The 18,223-nt window shown below is 61.4% G+C and carries 13 protein-coding genes, 1 tRNA gene and 1 other RNA gene; 7 read left to right on the forward strand and 8 right to left on the reverse strand.

What is annotated here, in order from left to right:
* Window positions 1-9: 9 nt before the first annotated feature.
* Window positions 10-1,275 carry an aspartate kinase gene (locus QP922_RS09870; RefSeq protein WP_284809255.1) on the reverse strand — a complete coding sequence of 422 codons (1,266 nt, stop codon included), beginning with the start codon at window positions 1,273-1,275 and terminating at the stop codon, window positions 10-12.
* A gap of 146 nt (window positions 1,276-1,421) precedes the next feature.
* Between QP922_RS09870 and QP922_RS09875 the strand changes: the two genes are divergently transcribed.
* On the forward strand, window positions 1,422-2,294 hold the full coding sequence (locus QP922_RS09875; RefSeq protein ID WP_284809257.1) for a DMT family transporter: 873 nt from the start codon (window positions 1,422-1,424) through the stop codon (window positions 2,292-2,294).
* Here QP922_RS09875 and QP922_RS09880 read toward each other — a convergent pair.
* Window positions 2,291-3,481: a mannosyltransferase family protein gene (locus QP922_RS09880; protein WP_502869603.1), complete on the reverse strand. Its 1,191-nt coding sequence runs from the start codon at window positions 3,479-3,481 to the stop codon at window positions 2,291-2,293. The two genes, QP922_RS09875 and QP922_RS09880, sit on opposite strands and share 4 nt — an antisense overlap.
* A 229-nt stretch (window positions 3,482-3,710) precedes the next feature.
* On the opposite strand from QP922_RS09880, the gene leuA reads away from it, so the two are divergent.
* The 5 genes from leuA (at window position 3,711) to QP922_RS09905 (ending at window position 11,848) form a co-directional block, all read left to right on the forward strand.
* Window positions 3,711-5,525: a 2-isopropylmalate synthase gene (gene leuA / locus QP922_RS09885; protein WP_284809259.1), complete on the forward strand. Its 1,815-nt coding sequence runs from the start codon at window positions 3,711-3,713 to the stop codon at window positions 5,523-5,525.
* A gap of 442 nt (window positions 5,526-5,967) precedes the next feature.
* Window positions 5,968-8,193: a hypothetical protein gene (locus tag QP922_RS09890; RefSeq protein ID WP_284809260.1), complete on the forward strand. Its 2,226-nt coding sequence runs from the start codon at window positions 5,968-5,970 to the stop codon at window positions 8,191-8,193.
* A gap of 49 nt (window positions 8,194-8,242) precedes the next feature.
* The gene (locus QP922_RS09895) at window positions 8,243-9,766 is read left to right on the forward strand and encodes a DNA polymerase III subunit epsilon (protein ID WP_284809262.1); all 1,524 of its coding nucleotides are present in this window, start codon (window positions 8,243-8,245) and stop codon (window positions 9,764-9,766) included.
* A 23-nt stretch (window positions 9,767-9,789) separates the two neighbouring features.
* Window positions 9,790-11,076, forward strand: coding sequence for a Mur ligase family protein (locus tag QP922_RS09900; protein WP_284809263.1), 1,287 nt, complete (start codon window positions 9,790-9,792; stop codon window positions 11,074-11,076).
* Complete coding sequence (locus QP922_RS09905; RefSeq protein ID WP_284809264.1) at window positions 11,069-11,848, forward strand: type 1 glutamine amidotransferase; 780 nt, start codon at window positions 11,069-11,071, stop codon at window positions 11,846-11,848. The genes QP922_RS09900 and QP922_RS09905 overlap by 8 nt, the downstream gene beginning before the upstream one ends.
* Here QP922_RS09905 and recR read toward each other — a convergent pair.
* The 6 genes from recR to ffs form a co-directional block, all read right to left on the reverse strand.
* A complete protein-coding gene (gene recR / locus QP922_RS09910) occupies window positions 11,845-12,501 on the reverse strand; it encodes a recombination mediator RecR (protein ID WP_039673215.1) in 657 nt (218 codons plus the stop codon). The genes QP922_RS09905 and recR overlap by 4 nt on opposite strands.
* Window positions 12,502-12,616: 115 nt before the next feature.
* Window positions 12,617-12,997, reverse strand: a complete 381-nt coding sequence (locus QP922_RS09915; protein WP_284809267.1) for a YbaB/EbfC family nucleoid-associated protein — start codon at window positions 12,995-12,997, stop codon at window positions 12,617-12,619.
* 57 nt (window positions 12,998-13,054) lie between these two features.
* Complete coding sequence (locus QP922_RS09920) at window positions 13,055-15,622, reverse strand: DNA polymerase III subunit gamma and tau (RefSeq protein ID WP_284809268.1); 2,568 nt, start codon at window positions 15,620-15,622, stop codon at window positions 13,055-13,057.
* A 71-nt stretch (window positions 15,623-15,693) separates the two neighbouring features.
* Entirely contained in the window at window positions 15,694-16,311 is a 618-nt protein-coding gene (locus QP922_RS09925) for a hypothetical protein (protein ID WP_284809269.1), read from the reverse strand.
* Complete coding sequence (locus QP922_RS09930; protein WP_070671446.1) at window positions 16,259-17,530, reverse strand: aspartate aminotransferase type Ic; 1,272 nt, start codon at window positions 17,528-17,530, stop codon at window positions 16,259-16,261. The genes QP922_RS09925 and QP922_RS09930 overlap by 53 nt, the downstream gene beginning before the upstream one ends.
* Before the next feature lie 81 nt (window positions 17,531-17,611).
* Window positions 17,612-17,710: signal recognition particle sRNA small type (ffs, locus tag QP922_RS09935), an RNA gene on the reverse strand.
* 167 nt (window positions 17,711-17,877) lie between these two features.
* Here ffs and QP922_RS09940 point away from each other — a divergent pair.
* A tRNA-Ser gene (locus QP922_RS09940) sits at window positions 17,878-17,966 on the forward strand.
* Window positions 17,967-18,223 lie beyond the last annotated feature (257 nt).

Raw genomic sequence — 18,223 nt, forward strand, 5'->3', positions numbered from 1 at the left:
CAATCCTTGCTAGCGTCCCGTACCAGCGTAGACGGTGGCTACTTCATCGCCGCCAAGCTGGAACTTCTCGTGCAGGGCCACAGCGGCCTTCTCTAGGTCTGCTTCGCGCGTCAGCACGGAGATACGGATTTCAGAGGTGGAGATGAGTTCCATGTTCACGCCTGCGTCACGCAGCGCCTCGGTAAAGTCCGCGGTGACACCTGGGTGGGACTTCATTCCGGCACCGACGAGGGAAACCTTGCCCACCTGGTCGTCGTAAAGCACGTTAGTCCAGTGACCCTCCTCCTTGAGATTGGCCAGGATCTCCATTGCCTTCGGGCCGTCCGAGCGCGGGCAGGTGAAGGTGATGTCGGTAGTACCAGACTCCAGTGAGGAGACGTTTTGCAGAACCATGTCGATGTTGATCTCCGCGTCCGCAATAGCGCGGAAGACCTTGGCAGCTTCCCCTGGGCGGTCCGGGATGCCGAGGACGGTGACCTTGGCCTCAGAGCGGTCGGTAGCGATGCCGGTAAGTACTGCTTCTTCCACGGGGATGTCCTCCATTGAACCGGCGATGAGCGTGCCGGGGTCGGTTGAATAAGACGAGCGAACTCGCAGGGGTACGTTAAAAGCGCGGGCGTATTCGACGCTGCGCAGAACCAGAATCTTGGAGCCTACTGCGGCCAGCTCCAGCATCTCCTCGAAGGAGAGCTTCTCTAGCTTCTGGGCATTAGGCACGATGCGGGGGTCAGCGGTGTAGACACCATCGACGTCCGAGTAAATCTCGCACACGTCGGCGCCGAGCGCCGCGGCCAGAGCGACCGCAGTGGTGTCCGAACCACCGCGGCCCAGGGTGGTGACGTCACGGGATTCTTTATTGACTCCCTGGAATCCAGCAACAATACAAATCTTGCCGTTATCGAGCGCTTCCGTAAGGCGGCCCGGGGTGACGTCGACGATCCGGGCATTACCGTGGCGCTCAGTGGTGAGCACGCCGGCTTGGGAGCCGGTGAACGATTGAGCCTGCGCACCGAGAGACTCCACCGCCATGGCAACGAGCGCGTTAGAGATACGCTCACCAGCAGTCAGCAACATGTCCATTTCGCGCTGCGGCGGAACGGGGTTGACTTGGGCGGCGAGGTCAAGGAGCTCATCGGTGGTGTCTCCCATGGCGGAGCACACGACAACGACGTCGTGGCCCTGCTTTTTCGTCGCCACAATGCGCTCCGCGACGGCGCGGATTCGCTCTGCGCTTTCGAGGGAGGATCCCCCGTATTTCTGTACGACTAGGGCCACTGACGGTCCCACCTTTCGTTTTCGCGAGGGCCAATACCTGTTCACCGCCCAATACCTATAGGCCGGCAGTCAACGCTTTTAGACTACCGCTCTTCCGGCCCTACCGAAACACTGGGCGCACATTAATTCCAGGTAGGGTGGACTCGATGTTTTCTAACGTGGTTGCCGTTGCTTTTGCGCTGGCCTCGGCACTGGTCATTGCCTGGGGCACAGTCATACGCCACCGTATCGTTTTGGATGCCAGCTCCACCAGTGTGATGCGCACCGCACTACGAACCCCTCTCTGGTGGATCGGCACGGCCGCTGCCGTCGTCGCCTACGCCCTGCAGCTCCTCGCGCTTCACTTCGGCGCGTTGCTCATCGTGCAGCCCATCCTTGTCCTTTCCCTCATGTTCACGCTGCCACTCGCGGCCTGGTATTCACGCCGCCGCATGCCCGCTCGTGAGGTTGTGTGGTGTGTGGCATTAACCATTGCTGTGGGCATTCTGGTTGTGTACGGCCGCCCCACTGCTGGATTGACGACGCCCACGTGGTCCCAATGGTGGCCCGCCTTCGCCGTCGGCGCTCTAGCCCTAGCTGCACTGTTCGTGGCTGCCTTCAACCGCCCCGAAGAGTCAGCTCTGGCGCTAGGCACGGCCTGCGGCATTCTGTATGGCTATGTCGCACTTGTGGCGAAGGCCGTGGTGGACATCTTTGGCAACGAAGGTCCCGTGGCAGCGCTGGGGAGTTGGGAGCTCTATGCGCTGATCGGTCTCGCCGCCGGCGGTACGGTGATCCAGCAATATTCCTTCCACGCCGGCGCTTTGGCGCATTCCTTGCCGGCCATGACCATCATGGAACCAATCGTGGCCTTTGGCTTGGGCTATTGGGTGTTGGGCGAGAAGTTCCAGGTGGAATCCGCAGTGGGGTGGAGCGTTATGGGCGGATCACTCGTCATCATGATCGTCTCCACCATCGTGCTTTCCCGCCTCCCAGTGAACACGGGTACAACGAAGCGCACCGACCAAGCGCCGCGCTAAATGGCCCATTCAAAGACGACGATCATGTAGGCAGAGAACCACGCCGACCACAGCACCCATACTGCAATGCCAGACCAGGCGACGCGGGCAGGAAGCTTTTTGAACGCACGGATTACCCACGGCACAAACAGGAGCGCTGCCGGCAGAAGAAGTCGCGGGCGGGAGTGCAAAATTCCGTCTGAGAGCAACACGTTCGCCATGAGCGCTGCACTAAACCACCACGCCACCGGGTTAGCCTTGCCCCATGACGCCACAAGCAGCACCACAGCTCCGAGGATGACCAAGACGGTCAACAGGTAGCCCACATCGTTGTTCTTCGTCAGGGTGTCCCACACGAACGTCACGGTGGCGGCGCCACCATCAAAGGTCGAGTTCCAATGCTTCGTCTGAATCCCGAAATAGCCCCCAACATCTGCCAGGTAACCTTTCGTCCATAGGAGATATCCCGGAAGTGGAAGTGCTGCAACACCAAGGCTCAGCCATGCCCGCCACTCCCGCCGGCCATATATCAGCACCCACAGACCAAACACCGCGAGGAAATCCACCGCAGTCAGGCGCGTAAACGACAGCGCGAAGCCCGCAGCACCAGCCCACCACCATGCGCGCTGATCTAGGGCCACCAACCCCCAGACCACGAGAGCACCGAAAAGCGCCTCGGTATACGGCATAGCGAACACAATGGACATCGGTGCGCTCGTCACCACAATCGCCGCGGCGAGCTGCCCGATGTGGCCTGCACCAAGTCGGCGCGCAAGCACCATAACGCCAGCGGCCATTACCGCAGTGAGTGCGGTGTTGAGAATCAGTGCGGCAAGCCCCAAGTTGAGCCCCGTCCAGCCCACCACGCGCAAGAGCATGGGAAAGCCGGGGAAGAAAGCCATCGTCTTTTCATACACTGGGCCGTCCGCGCTGATATCGGCGTCAAAATAGCCAACGCGTGCAATCTCGAGGTAATACTTGGCATCCCACGCCAAGAGTTGGTCCCACAGCTCACGGTCGTTCACCGAGCTCAAAAGACTCAGCATCCCAATGCGCACCGCTGCCCCTATAACGGCGATGGCAACGGCGCGCACAATGAACGTGCCGAGGGGCTGTGGGGAGGCGTCGTTTAGCGCGGCACCACCCGCAGGGGTGTCGGCAGTATCTGGAGACTTCGACTCGGTTTTCTTTGAAAGCACGTGGGACATCTTAGCCACCCTCACATGTATCTCAGCATATGAAATTGCTTGCCACAGAATGGGAAGCGTTGTATTGTGGCTCACATGACTTTGCGGCACACCCTTCTCCTTAGTAGCCGCGGCGGGATTTAGGTTCGTGACTCCACGGCCAGCGCCCCGTCGCGGAGCGTAGTGATGCAGACACTGCAGCTGGCCGTCCCCCACCACACAGCCACACTTTCAAGGAAGAGAACACCTTATGTCCCCCAACGATTCTTTTATCTCCGCTCCGCGTGACATCACCACCCCAAACGGCCCGCGCAATGACAATCAGCCCGCATGGAATAAGCAGCGCAGATCTTCCATGCCGGTCAACCGCTACCAGAACTTTGCCCAGGAAGTAGAACCCGTACAACTGCCCGACCGCACCTGGCCGGATAAAACCATCACCGTCGCCCCACAGTGGTGCGCGGTGGATCTGCGCGATGGCAACCAGGCCCTCATCGATCCGATGAGCCCCGAGCGCAAGCATCGCATGTTCGACCTGCTCGTCAAAATGGGATACAAGGAAATTGAGGTGGGCTTCCCCTCCGCGTCCCAGACGGATTTCAACTTTGTGCGCGAAATCATCGAAGGCGACAAGATCCCCGATGACGTCACCATTCAGGTCCTGGTGCAGGCGCGTGAGCACCTCATCCGCCGAACCTTTGAGGCCTGCGAGGGCGCCAAGAACGTCATAGTTCACTTCTACAACTCGACGTCGAAGCTGCAGCGACGCGTGGTCTTCCGCAAGGACCGCCCGGCCATCAAGAAGCTGGCAACGGATGCTGCAGAGCTCATCAAGTCCATTGCTCAGGATTACCCGGACACCAATTGGCGGTGGGAGTATTCGCCAGAGTCCTTTACTGGCACCGAGCTGGATTTTGCAGTCGAAGTCTGCAATGCGGTCGTCGACATTATGGAGGCAACCCCGGACAACCCCATGATCATCAACCTGCCGTCCACGGTGGAGATGATTAGTCCGAACGTCTACGCCGACCAGATCGAGTGGATGCACCGCAACTTTGCCAAGCGTGATTCCATCATCATGTCCCTGCACCCACACAATGACCGTGGCGAAGGTGTCGCTGCTGCGGAGCTGGGCTACATGGCCGGTGCGGACCGCATTGAGGGCTGCCTGTTTGGCAATGGTGAGCGCACCGGCAACGTCGACCTCATCACTTTGGGCCTGAACATGCTGACCCAGGGCGTAGATCCACAGATCGATTTCTCCGACCTGCCTAAGATTCGTGAGACGGTGGAATACTGCAACCAGCTACGCGTCCCCGAGCGTCACCCCTACGGCGGCGAGTTGGTCTTCACGGCATTCTCCGGCTCCCACCAGGACGCCATCAACAAGGGCCTGGACGCCCTGGCCCAGGTTGTGCGCCCCGGTGCGAACAACACGGACGTGTCCTGGGAAGAGCTGCGTGAGACCACCTGGGAGGTTCCATACCTGCCCATCGACCCGAAGGATGTGGGCCGCGATTACCAGGCCGTTATCCGCGTGAACTCGCAATCCGGCAAGGGCGGCGTTGCCTACATCATGAAGACCGACCACGGCATCAACATGCCGCGCGCCATGCAGGCAGAGTTCTCCTCCGTTGTCCAGGCCGTCACTGACGCCGAGGGTGGCGAGGTCAACTCCAAGAACATGTGGGATATCTTTGCCGCCGAGTTCCTCGACCGCACTACCCCGCTGGAACTGGAATCCTTCCACGTTGATAACTCAACGACGGAATCGGAAGACGCCAAGGTGACTGCCTCGATTATCTACAACGGTGAGAAGCACGTCGTCTCCGGTAGCGGCAACGGCCCCATCGCCGCTTATGCCAATGCGCTGGAAAACGTTGGCATCGACTTTGAAGTCATTGACTACTCCCAGCAGTCCCGTACTGCCGGCGACGATGCTGAGGCCGCCTGCTACATCGCCGCAGAAGTCAACGGCACCCAGGTATGGGGCGCTGGCATCGCCGGCTCCACTACCCGTGCCTCCATCAACGCAATCACCTCAGCAATTAATCGCGCCGCCTAGTTCACCCTAAACCAGGCGCACGGTTGAGCCCACGTCCACAACCGCAACTAGTACACACCAATTTCAGCCAGCACCCCCAAAGCCCGTCACACTACCCCACATATCGCGGATTGCGTAACGGGCGTTTTGCCCTTACCACCTTCGCAATCCCCGCACCTAAGCGCATTGTATATACACCCAAACGAGAAAAACGCATGTACACCCGTCAACAATGCAAGGTTTTTTGCTAGGTTACTGGGGGAAACATTATGCTGGACACACTAGCTTGTAGCCGCACAATGGGCACTGTAGTCTAAGCACATAGCACGATGGTGCTGCAAACTTTTTTACTATTCTTAAAAGTGAAACTCTCAGGCTAAAGCTCAGTTCGCTCTACCACGCCGATGTACTCTCTTACATCGGCCACGGTGATAGACCTGAGCCAGCCACAAAGGCGAACAATATGACGGTCACCAACTATGTGGTCCCCCACGAGGGCTTTGGTGATCCTCGCCGCCTTAGCGTCAACAATGTTGACCCGGACCTCTTTCTCAGCCTTCTGGATGAAGAAGACGATAATCAGCAGCTCACCGTGACTCTGTGTGGCCACTCCAGCTCCGGTTTCCGCGTTCGCCACGAAGACACTGTGGTGGGAATGATCTCCGCCGAGCAATCGAAAGAGTATAGCGAGCTCGATTGGGTAATGAGCTCAGGCTTTAGCCCCCAAGTTACGGCGACGGTGGCCCTTAGCCAGGACAGCGACGACGAAACGACCCCTGTCTTCGAAGTTCTCCTCCCTGAACCCGGTTTGTGTGTTCCCAGCAATATCCCTCCAGCTGAGCGCTGGGGATTGCTAGAGAGCGATACTGCCCTGCATGTCACCGATTTCGACACCGCACACGAGGCCCTTCCGGACCATTCGGCTCACTTGCTCGTGCGCGTAGACAACAAGCGCGCTTTAGTCCATCGCCATATTGAGCTCTCCCTGGACAACACCCTCATCGCCACGCTCCCTCGTGAGAATGCCGAGTGGCTGGCTGACTCCGTCACCGCCGTCAACCACGAAGGTCTTGTTGCCGTGGCGCGTGCGTACTACTCGGTGGACGATGAAGCACCAACGCTCACTATCTTCGCCGGTCACAGCACCCCCACGGGCATTCCCGCTTTGCGCACCGCGGGCATCATCGCGGCAGCTACCACCGCTGGTACTGCCGCGGCTCTGGTTCACTCTGAAGCGCACGGCGCAACGTCCCCCGCCCCGCTCATTGGCGCATCTGCGGCTTCGGATTCTGCTTCCATTTCACTCAGCTCCCTTGATGGTGCCCCACCGAAAGCAGGATTTGGCGCCAAGGTCGCTGGTGCCAGCACCGGATTGAAACTCGCTTGCGCCGCCAGCGTTGCAGTCATCATTGGCGGCACCGCGAATTTTGCCGCTTCAGTAGTGTCACTCAGCTCTTCCAATGAACTCGTCACTGGCTCTGCCTTGGAGACCTACGAGGACCCGTTTATTAGCCCGCGTGCGGCCGGCGCACAGGACGCCGACGAAGCGGAAGCTACCAACGCTTCTGATGCCTCGGAGTCGCAAGAAAAATACGTCACCCAGGACATGAAGCAAGGACGCGTCTGGGATGCGCCTTCTCCCCTGTTTGACGACGAACCGGAAGCTCTGGACGGCTCTAGCGATGCTGGCCCCGCCGCAGCGCTGGCTGACGCGGCCCCTAGTGAGAGCACTGCTACTTCTGGCCGCGCCGACAAAAACCACGAGGCCGCTGCGTCTCCCAAGCAGCCACGACGCACCAACGCAGCGCCTACGCACCGTCCTTCGCCCAGCAACCGCACCCGCTCGATGTCGAATTCTGAATATTCACCGCTGCGCCCAGCAGCGGAACGCGGCACTGCCGCTAGCGACTCGACACCGTCACGCCAGGTTAAGCCGAAACCGCGTCCCACAACTCCGATGGCCACCCCAACGACGCAGAACACAGTCACGCCGCCGCGAACTAAGCACCAGGCTGAGCCCACTCCTGCGAAGCCACCGGCGGAACGTCCGACCTATCTTCCGGACCCGCACCCCAGCTACGAGCCGCGCACACCACGACCCACCCCATCCGACCCTATCGGACAGGATCGTGCAGCCGTCGGCGAAGATAGCTCCCCTATTGGCCAGGATCGCTCCGCAACGGACTACGACCGTGCAGTAGCCGACCAGGAGCGCTCGCCCCGGATTGAAGACCTCATTATCGTTCCCTTCCTGCCGTTCCTTCCGCCTGAGCTATTGGAACCACTACCAGGCACCACGACCGACATCCCGCAAGAACCGACCCCTGAGTCGGAAACGGAAAGCACCGCACCTCAAGAACCTACTGACCCCGCTCCCGTGACAGAGACGGAACCTTCCGCGACTTCCGAGGAAGAGCTTGAACCAGAGGCCGAGCTCGAACCAAAGGACGAACTCGCAGCAGAAGACGAGCCGAGCGTGGAACCAAGCGCGTCGCCGAGCGCAGAGCCAAGCGTGGAGCCACTCCCAGAACCGGAAGCGACCGACCCCACCGCGTCCCCTGAACAACAAGATGAATGGGATGAACGGGACGAACGAGAAGAGAACAAGCACAACTCGCACATCCCTCCGGGCCAGCTCAAGAAGATGGAGCGGGAAAACGGGCCAGCACCGGCGCTGCGCAATCGCTAAGAGTGTGCCCTTCCCTGGTTCCTCGGGGCGGGGTACTAAACTGTGAACAATGACGACGACACCCAGCCCCACCGAGCCCACAGCGCAACACAGCGCTGAGGCAGAAGCAGCTGTGACGTCGCCAAGCACAGGCGCTCCCAAACCCGGTCCACGCCCCAAGCACACTAAGGACACCGCGCGCGAGGAAGCCCTCGCGGCTTTTCCTTACGTGGCGCTCACCATCCAGACCACCGGCATTCATCCCTCGACGGGCCGCTTGCTCACCGTCGATGCGCTAACGCTGAATGACTCAGGGGACGTCGGCCAAGAATTTCACGCCGTCATCAACCCCGATGGTGACCCAGGCCCGCGTCACCTGCATGGCCTAAGCCCGGAGGAGATCAAGGCTGGCCAAGCCTTTTCCTCCTTGCTCAAGCCGCTGGACAGGCTCATCGATGGCCGCACACTCATCGTCCACGACACCACCTACACCTGGGGATTCATCGTGGCAGAGGCTCGCCGCGCCATGACCGCGGCTGCCCGCCAGAACCGCGCACGCAATCGGAACCGCAACAACAAAGGACGTCGCCGTCGCGTCAAGGTAGGCCACGTGCCGGCCCCGGTCAGCATTATCGATACGCTTGCCACCGCCCGCCGCCAGGGCGTGTGGGGCACCGACATTCGCCTCGCCGCCGTCGCCCGCGATACGGGCCTCGACGCACCTTCCCCCAAGGCCACCGTCGAGCGTGCCCAACGCACGGAAAAGGACACCTCCCGTGAGGCCACCCGCCTCCTCGTAGAGCTCTACCGCGCACAGCGTGAAGGTGCGCTGAGCACAGCCTCCCCAGAGGACCTGCGCGCAGACCGCTTCGGGCTGCAGCGCTCTCATGTCCGTGTCGATGCCGCCGAGGCTCCCCGACAGCACCACAACCCCGGCCCGTACGTTCCGGGCAAAGAGCTCATCCGCGGCATGGAAATCGTGGTTGCTCCAGAAATCACCGAGGACCCCGACACCATCATCGCGGCACTTGCCCGTGAGGAACTCAACTACTCTGAAAAGCTCACGCGGGAAACCTCCCTGGTGGTCTGCAATATCACCACGGATCTCGTGGGCAAGCCGATGCACGCTCACCGCAAGGACATCCCACTGATGTCCGATACTGCTTTCCTCGCTGCGCTTGAGCGCATTGAGGACGCTCAGGAGCCAGAAGAAACAGACAAGACCAGCGGCTCCAACGCAGGTAACGGTGGGAATCACGGCAACCATGGCGGTGGCTCTGGCGGGCAGAACAACCGCAACCGTTCCTCCCACAACAAGAATCGCCGCCGCTCTCGCCGGAAATCCTCCCACCACGGTCAAGGCTCAAAGAACAACGCCAACCAGGGCCAGAACCACAAGAGCACACAGGACGATTCCGGCAACAACGGGTCCCCGAATAAGAACAACGCCAAGGGCGGCTCCAACAAGGGCAGTAACAACAATGGACGTCGGCGCCGGCGCCGCGGTGGACGCGGTCGGCGCGGCAACGGCAACCAGCACCAGCAGAACCAGCAAAACTCGGGACACAACCGCTCCCGCACCACAGATAACTAGCCTCCCCGACTACCCTGGGGAACATGAATTTTAACTTCCGAAACGCGCTGAGCTCAGCGCGTACCGCGGTGGCTACGACTGCCGCCTCGCTGGCCACCACCGCCTCGCGCGCCACTGGCCGCGGCGCCGGCGGAATGATTGGCGGCCTCATCGCAGGTGCCATCGACCCCACCATCATGCAGAACCTGGCCAAGAAGCGCCCGGCCGTCCTGGTGACTGGCACGAACGGTAAATCCACCACTACCCGCATGTTGGCAGCGGCCGTGCGCGCTGAGCACAGCGTGGCGACCAACGACGGCGGTGACAACATGGACGCCGGTATTATCTCCGCGCTACTTGCGGGCAAGGAAGCCTCTCACCTCGTCCTTGAGGTTGACGAACTGCATGTCCCCCATGTGGCCGATAACCTCGACCCCACCGCGCTGGTCTTGCTCAACCTCTCCCGCGACCAGCTGGACCGCGTGGGCGAAATCAACAAGATTGAGCGCGCCCTGCGCGGTGCGGTGGAGGCCCACCCGGACATGCTCGTCATCGCCAACTGCGATGACGTCCTCATGACCTCGGTGGCCTATGACGCGAAGAACGTCATTTGGGTCTCCGCCGGTGCTGGCTGGATGGGCGAGTCCGTGACGTGCCCGCGCACCGGTGGCCACATTGTGCGTGATGGCGAGGACTGGCACGCGGTCAAGCAGCTTGCCGACGGCCGCGAGTTCCGCCGCCCCACCCCCACCTGGGCCGTCACGGAGGAAGGCTTGGTGAGTCCGGAGGGCGTCGATAAGCTGCGTCTTTCCCTTCCCGGCCGTGCCAACCGTGGCAACGCCGCCCAAGCCGTCGCCGCCGCGGTAGAAGCCTTCGGCGTCGACCGCCACAAGGCCATCGCCGCCGCTGAGGGCGTGGATGATGTGGCCGGGCGCTACTCCACCATCACGCTGGGCAAGCGCACGATTCGCCTGCTGTTGGCCAAGAACCCGGCCGGCTGGCAGGAGGCACTGTCCATGGTGGACCGCGACGCCGATGGCCTGGTCATCGCCACCAATGGCCACGTGGCTGACGGCATCGATATGTCCTGGCTGTGGGACGTGCGCTTTGAGGACTTCGAGGACATCCCGGTCAAAGCCTCCGGTGAGCGCGGGACGGACCTCGCGGTGCGCCTGGTCTATGCGGACATTTCGCATGAGCTTATCGACGACCCCCTCACCGCCATTCAGTCCTGCCCCGAAGGCCACATCGAGGTGCTGGCCAACTACACCGCCTTCCGCGACCTCAAGAAGGCACTCACCGCCGCAGTAAAGGAGCACTCCAATGACTAGCCTGCAGATAGGCCTCATCCTGCCGGACGTGCTGGGCACCTACGGCGATGATGGCAACGCACTCGTATTGCGCCAGCGCGCCCGCATGCGCGGCTACGAAGCAGAAATTGTGCCCATCAAGTTGGGTGAGCCGGTGCCGGATTCGCTCGACATCTACACCCTGGGCGGTGGTGAGGACACCGCGCAGATCCTCGCAGCTGAGCACCTCATTGCTGACGGCGGGCTTACCCGCGCGGCTGCTGCTGGCCGCCCAATCATGGCTATTTGTGCAGGTCTGCAGGTGCTGGGCGAATCCTTCCGGGCATCTGGCCGCGTCGTGGACGGCGTGGGGCTTCTCGACGCCACCACCGCCTCCCTGTCCGAGCGCGCCATCGGCGAAGTGGCCTCCGAGCCCACTCAGGCGGGCATCACCGCCGAGCTCACCGAGCCACTCACCGGTTTTGAGAACCACATGGGCGCGACCATCTTGGGCCCGGCCGCCCAGCCTTTGGGCACCCTGACTCGCGGCACCGGCAATGCTGATACCGCTGCTACCTACGACCTGACTGATACTACTGCCCAGCGCGCCGCCGAGGGCGCCGTTCAGGGCAGCGTCATCGCCACCTACATGCACGGCCCAGTACTCGCCCGCAATCCACAGCTGGGAGATCTCTTGCTGGCCAAGGCCATGGGCGTTGCCCTCAGTGAGCTCGAACCGCTCGACATCCCCGCCATCGAGCGCCTGCGCACCGAGCGCTTCAATGCCTCCGAGCCGCCGCGCTCGCAGCGCTAAACCGTTAGGCGACCGCTCAAAGCGCGCGAGAGCGTCAGCTCATCAACGAACTCGAGGTCGCCTCCCAACGGCATACCTGAAGCCAATCGCGTGATCTTCAGCCCGGGGAAATCCCGGAGAAGGCGAACGAGATAAGCGGCAGTGGCCTCGCCCTCAGTGTTCGGGTCGGTAGCGAGGATGACCTCGGTGATTTCCGGGGTGTCGTCGTACAGCGGCTCTTCCGGAGTGGAATCCGCAAGCTCGCGGTCCGGCAGCACGCCGCCGAGGCGCTGCAGCAACTGCGAGATATTGAGGTCCTTCGGCCCCACATTCGCCAGCGGGTCCAGCGCACCGCCAAGCACGTGATAGCGGCCCTCATACTCGCCAGTGCGCTCAATAACCTGAATGTCCTTAGGCTCTTCCACCACACAGATGGTGGAAGCATCGCGCTGCGAGTTGATACAGATGCGGCACACTTCTTCGCGGGAAATATTGCAGCAGATTCGGCAGAAGGTCACGCCATCGCGCACAGCGCCGAGGGCTTTCTGCAGCCGGTCGATGTCCTCCGGATCCTGATGCAGCACGTGGAAAGCGATGCGCTGTGCTGATTTCGGCCCGATTCCGGGCAGGCGCGAGAACTCATCGATGAGATCCTGCAGTGGTCCTTCAAACACGCGTTGCTCCCCTTACTTCATAATCCCTAGCCCAGCGTGGGCACGGGTACACAAAAGGCCGCCTTGCTCTCCCCACAAAGGAGAGCAACAACGGCCTTATAGTGTATCGCGCGACTTACTGGTTGCCGCCGAAGACATCCTGGATGGACGGACCATCGTAGTTCTGCTGGGACTGGCCCATGCCCTGGGACAGCGGGCCGATCTTCTCCTGTGCCAGACGGCCGGCAGCAGCGTGGGCCTCCTTGAATGCACCCACGATGAGGTCCTGCAGAGTCTCAATGTCCTCTGGGTCCACCACGGACTTATTAATGGTGATGTCCTGCAGCTCAGCGCCACCGGTCATGGTGACCTTCACCAGGCCATTACCAGCGGTGCCTTCCACGGTGGCGGCCAGGATCTCTTCCTGTGCCTTCTGCAGTTCAGCCTGGACACGGGCAGCCTGCGCCAGGATGTCGTTCATGTCGTTGGCCTGCTGCATCGGATCGTTCTCAGTCATGCTAAAAGTCCTTTCACACGGTTATTTTCACTACGCGACAAGTGTACAGATGCCGCGCTATAGTCGCCGCGCCCCTAGCTCTTGCGCGAGAAGCTCCATGGCAACTTCCGTGGCGTTGCGATGGTCCATCTCGCCGGCGTTTTGCGCGGCCTCCATCATGTCGCGTTCCTCATCATCGCGTGAGTACTCCGGCTGGGGTTGAGGGGCCTGCTGCGGAGCTTGCTGCGGCGGTGTTTCAGGCCTGTGTCCTGCGCTATTCGACGCCCCATCTACTCCCGCCGGCGGTGCATACTCCTCCGGTGGCGCCTCGTACTCACCCTCATCCGGACCTGGCTCCGGCGGCAGCGGAACACCGTTTCCGAACTGCGGAACCTTGGCAAACTCCTCATCGCGTTGGGCTGCTACCTGACTCGCTTGAGCAATGCGTGATCGCCATTGGCTGCCACGAGCCTCCCTCTTTGGGGGCACTGTTGCACCGCGCTGAGGTGTTTCCTGTCGCTGCGGCGACGCCTCTTGTTGCTGCGATGTCGGCTCTTGATGCCGAGGCGTCGGTTCCTGATGCTGCGGTGTCGGCTGGGGTTGCTCCGTCGTGTCGGACGACGACGGTTCCTGTCCACCGATGCGGCGCGGCGCGCCCCACGTGTCAGTTGTGGCCGGCTGTTCACTCGTTTCTGCTTGACCAGAATCGGACGTTTCGGTGGAGCTAGGCGTCTCCGGACTCTCTGCCTCCTCTTCAGGCTCCGAAGCCTCACGCTGGGGTTGGTTGGGGTTCCACTGAGTGCGCTGGGCAGGTTTCTCCACTGTGAAGCCGTGGGCCTTGGGATCAGTACCAATGACGCACTCCACCTTGAGGTCGCGGTTGAGCTCCTCCTTGAGGACCGAAACGATGACCTCGTTGGTACCCGGGGAATTGATGCGCTCTGCCAAAGCACCCGTGGTGTGGCCAAGGACGAGGGTGTCGTCGCGCACGCCCAGGACGCGGGCTTCAGCAAGCATGATCTCCGCAACCTTGTTGCGGTGGCCAATGGTGGCACGCAGGTCAGACCAGCGAGAGCGAATGCCACTAGCTGGATCCTGCGGTGCGGTGTCCTGCCGCTGCTCTTGCTGTTGCTGTGCCTGCTGCGGCTGCATCTGCTGAGACGGCGTCTGCTGAGGCTGCACTGGCTCACGCTCAGGCTGCTGTGCCGGTTGCTGCTCGGGCTGATGCTCAGTCTGTGGCCTTTCGGGGGTGGATTGAGCTGGTGCCTGGTGTGCTTGGTGCTCCTGTGCGGGAGCTTGCTGCGACTGCTGCTGTTCTTGCTGCTGAGCGTTCTGCTTCGCTGCCTGGCGGCTGCGGCGCTGCGCAATGATGGCGGCAGCAGCGGCGGCGGGGTCCTGGGCACTAGATACTGCAGACTGCGGGCGCTGGGTCGCTGCAGCGCCCGGGCCCTGGCCCTGTGCTCCGGACTGGCCACCAGTAGCGGGGGCACCGGAGGATGCGCCCAAAGCTGGTTGCGTGGCTGCAGGAACCTGACCGGCAGCGGCGGCGGGTGCTGTGCCCACGATGAGGTGGGCACAGAGAATCTCCAGAAGCAAGCGCGGAGAGGTAGCTCCGCGCAGTGAGGACACGCGTTCATTAACGGTCTCTGCCAAGTAGGCCAACTGCGGGCCGGAGAAACGTTGCGCTTGGGCAGTGAGGATCTCCCCGCGGTCGGTCGGCGCGGACACGAGCCCCTCCTCCAAGGCGGAAGGCACGGCCTGGATGATCATGAGGTCACGCAGGCGATCGAGCAGGTCAATGGCGAAGCGGCGCGGCTCGTGGCCGGCTTCAATGACATCATCGACCAACCTGAACAACCCGGCCTTGTCCTGGTTGGCCAAGGCTTCCACGGTGTTATCGAGCAAGCCAAGGTCCGTCACGCCGAGTAGCGGACGTGCGACGTCGTAGGTCAGGCCATCGGGGCCCGCACCCGCAAGGAGCTGATCCAAAATGGACAAGGTATCACGCGGAGAACCGCCACCAGCCTGGATCACCATAGGGTAGACGGTGTCATCCACGTGGACATTTTCTGAAGCTACGGTACGTTCCAACAGGCCCTTCATAGCCGGCGGAGTCAGCAGGCGGAAAGGATAGTGGTGGGTACGCGAACGGATGGTGCCGATAATCTTTTCCGGCTCCGTCGTGGCGAAGATGAAGATAACATGCTCCGGCGGTTCCTCAACCACCTTCAGCAAGGCATTGGCGCCGGAGGCGGAAATCATGTGCGCCTCATCGATGATGAAGATGCGATAGCGCGATTCGGCTGGTGCATAGTAGGCGCGATCGCGCAGTTCACGCATATCCTCCACACCATTGTGGGAGGCCGCGTCAAGCTCTGTCACGTCCAGGTTGCCGGGGCCGCCAGGGGCTAGGGAAACACAGGAATCGCACACGCCACACGGAGTGGATGTGGGGCCCTGCTCGCAGTTGAGTGAACGGGCCATGATGCGCGCCGACGAGGTCTTTCCGCAGCCACGCGGGCCGGAAAAGAGGTACGCATGGTTAATGCGCCCCGCGTCGAGGGCGGCGGACAACGGCGTGGTGACCTGCTCTTGGCCTACCACTTCCGCGAACGTTGCTGGACGATATTTCCGGTAAAGAGCCACGGTTAGTCAGTCTAGCGCCTTGCCCGGACACGCGGATCACGCATGGAAGACCCACGAGTGGAGGCGATGATTCAGCTCTCTGAGCGCTTCCAGTCCAACAGATCGATGCCATGCTCCGCCACTGCATGCTGCAGGGCCGGTACACCTTCATCAACCGCGAAGGCATATTCGGCATCAGTCAGCATGAGCAGCTGACACACCAACGTCAGGCGCTTGTCCTCCGCGACTTGTGGGGTCTGCCCGCCCCACAGGTAAGGAGCGATGAGCATGCCGTGGCGCACAGACAGGTGCGCGAAGCGCTCATCGTTCTCACCAAAGAGATTCGGTAACAGGAGGCCCGGCTGCGCCGGCAGCACACCGGCGGCTTTTGTCAGGAGGCTGGACGCGGCACTCACGGCGGCAGCCACCTCCGCTTGGCCGATGCGAGCAACTGCGAGAAGCTCACAGCGCACATCGATACCCTGCTCCGCGTGGGCCAACCCCGTATCCACGTCGGCGAAGTCGCAGGTGACGGCGAGCGATTGATCGTCGTCAAGCACGGCTAAGCCCACACGGTGTCCCTCAATGTTTTTGAATTCGAGGTCAACCGGAATGACGTCATCGAGCCAATAGGCCGTCTCGTCAGCGTTGATGGCCTTATGCCCCCAGCTTCTCCACGGCAGCAAGCAGGACACAGGTAGCCACGCCATCCATCGCGGCCTCTACCTCTTCCTGCGGCGGCAGGGACGGGGCAAGGCGGATGTTGTGGTCCTTGGCATCCTCACCATAGGGGAAGGCGGAGCCTGCCTGGGTCAGGAGAATGCCGGCGTCACGGGCCAGCTCCCACACGCGGGTCGCGGTGCCCTCCATCACGTTGAGGGAGATGAAGTAGCCGCCCTTGGGGTGGGTCCAGTCTGCGATCTCATGGTGGGTGAGGTTCTTATCCAGGATGCGCAGTACGGACTCAAACTTCGGTGCCAACAGTGCAGCGTGACGGCGCATCACCGCACGCACGCCCTCGGCGGAGCCAAAGTACTCGTAGTGCGCCAGCTGGTTGATCTTGTTCGGGCCAATGCCGCGAATACCTGCGTGCTCGAGGTACCACTCAAGGTTGTCCTCGGAGGAGCCGAAGAAGCTCACGCCAGAACCGGCGAAGGTGATCTTCGACGAAGAGGACATGGCCCAGAAGCGGTCCGGGTTTCCTTCCTGCTCCGCAATCTCCAGAATCGGCAGAACCTCTGGGAAGTCCTCGGTGAGAGTGTGCACGGCGTAGGCGTTGTCCCACACGATGCGGAAGTCTGATGCACCCGTCTCCATCGCAGCGAGGCGGCGGGTCTTTTCCTCGGAGATAACAGCACCCGTTGGGTTGGAGAACATCGGAACAACCCACATGCCCTTGACCTGTGGGTCCTTCGCCAGCTCTTCAACGGCGTCAATATCCGGGCCGTCCTCCTCCATCGGCACCGACAGAAGCTCAAAACCAAAGGACTCCGTAATGGTGAAATGGCGGTCATACCCCGGAGTCGGGCAGATCCACTTGATGGTCTCTTCCTTGCTCCACGGCTGCTCAGAGCTGTTGTTGCCAAACGTGTAGGACAGGTGGATCAGGTCATACATGATGTTGAGCGAGGAAGAATCCGCAGCAACAAGCAGTTCCGGATCCATATTGGTGAGCTCACCCCAGAGGTCACGCAGCTCCTTGATGCCCTTCTGGTTGCCGTAGTTGCGCAGGTCATTGCCAGCAGCGTCGGTGTAGTGGCCACGACCTGGCAGCACCAGCAAATCGTTGGAAAGGTCCAGCTGTGCCTTGGACGGCTTACCGCGGGTCAAATCGAGGTTGAGACCCTCGGCCTTGAGAGCCTCGTAATCCTTGCGTACTTCGGCAGCAAGCTCCTTGAGCTCGGATGCGTCGAGATTGGAAAGCGACATCCCTCTTCCTTCCGGGACATGTGGCGGACAGATGGCACCTATAGTAACTGCCGCACGCTTCCCCCGTGTGCAAGGCCACATAAAAAAAGGGGACCCCGCGCACCCGCCAGAGCCTCCTGACCCTTGCTGCATTCCTGCCCTGGGGGAGTTCAGAGGATGGACGCCACGCGGAATCCTGCGCTCTAGCCTAGCGTGCCGTGCTTGCCGACGCCAAACCGCACCCTCGCCTCCCAGCTCCCACTCTGACTTCCAGCCTGGCTTCCCCCTCTACCGCCTCTCATTCCCAAGTTCTTCGCTCTGACCTGGCGATTTTGCTTCATTAGGGGGCTCATGTAATGTTTTCCAGCGGAGGATTCGACTAGCGGCCTATGTCACACGCCTGGAACGCGTGCGGGAGTCACATCCCTCAGGGGTTCAAATCCCCTATCCTCCGCCACTGGGAAGTCCCGGTTCACCAGCATCGCGCTGTGAACCGGGATTTCTCGCATTCTGACTCTCGGGCCTGCATGAAGCCGGCCACCAGACCGGGCCAGTTTCCGGTTAGAGCGGTGCGACTCGGGGTCCTAGGGCAAAGGAACCAAAGTAAAGGCACCATTTGCGGGGCCTAGGCCGGAAAGGCCCTTCCGGTTTTAGAGTGCGTTGATTTTGTCCTGTAGTTGTCCGGAGTGGATCAGGCACCGCAAGATGTAGTGG

Origin of the sequence: Corynebacterium sp. MSK218, assembly GCF_030232655.1 — a bacterium.
Classification (GTDB): domain Bacteria; phylum Actinomycetota; class Actinomycetes; order Mycobacteriales; family Mycobacteriaceae; genus Corynebacterium.

What these genes read in the sequence shown, in the direction of transcription:
- QP922_RS09880 (WP_502869603.1), bottom strand. Translation starts at nt 3,481, where the DNA reads ATGTCCCACGTGCTTTCAAAGAAAACCGAGTCGAAGTCTCCAGATACT.
- QP922_RS09900 (WP_284809263.1), top strand. Translation starts at nt 9,790, where the DNA reads ATGAATTTTAACTTCCGAAACGCGCTGAGCTCAGCGCGTACCGCGGTG.
- QP922_RS09930 (WP_070671446.1), bottom strand. Translation starts at nt 17,530, where the DNA reads ATGTCGCTTTCCAATCTCGACGCATCCGAGCTCAAGGAGCTTGCTGCC.
- leuA (WP_284809259.1), top strand. Translation starts at nt 3,711, where the DNA reads ATGTCCCCCAACGATTCTTTTATCTCCGCTCCGCGTGACATCACCACC.
- QP922_RS09890 (WP_284809260.1), top strand. Translation starts at nt 5,968, where the DNA reads ATGACGGTCACCAACTATGTGGTCCCCCACGAGGGCTTTGGTGATCCT.
- QP922_RS09915 (WP_284809267.1), bottom strand. Translation starts at nt 12,997, where the DNA reads ATGACTGAGAACGATCCGATGCAGCAGGCCAACGACATGAACGACATC.
- QP922_RS09925 (WP_284809269.1), bottom strand. Translation starts at nt 16,311, where the DNA reads ATGGCGTGGCTACCTGTGTCCTGCTTGCTGCCGTGGAGAAGCTGGGGG.
- QP922_RS09895 (WP_284809262.1), top strand. Translation starts at nt 8,243, where the DNA reads ATGACGACGACACCCAGCCCCACCGAGCCCACAGCGCAACACAGCGCT.
- QP922_RS09905 (WP_284809264.1), top strand. Translation starts at nt 11,069, where the DNA reads ATGACTAGCCTGCAGATAGGCCTCATCCTGCCGGACGTGCTGGGCACC.
- QP922_RS09875 (WP_284809257.1), top strand. Translation starts at nt 1,422, where the DNA reads ATGTTTTCTAACGTGGTTGCCGTTGCTTTTGCGCTGGCCTCGGCACTG.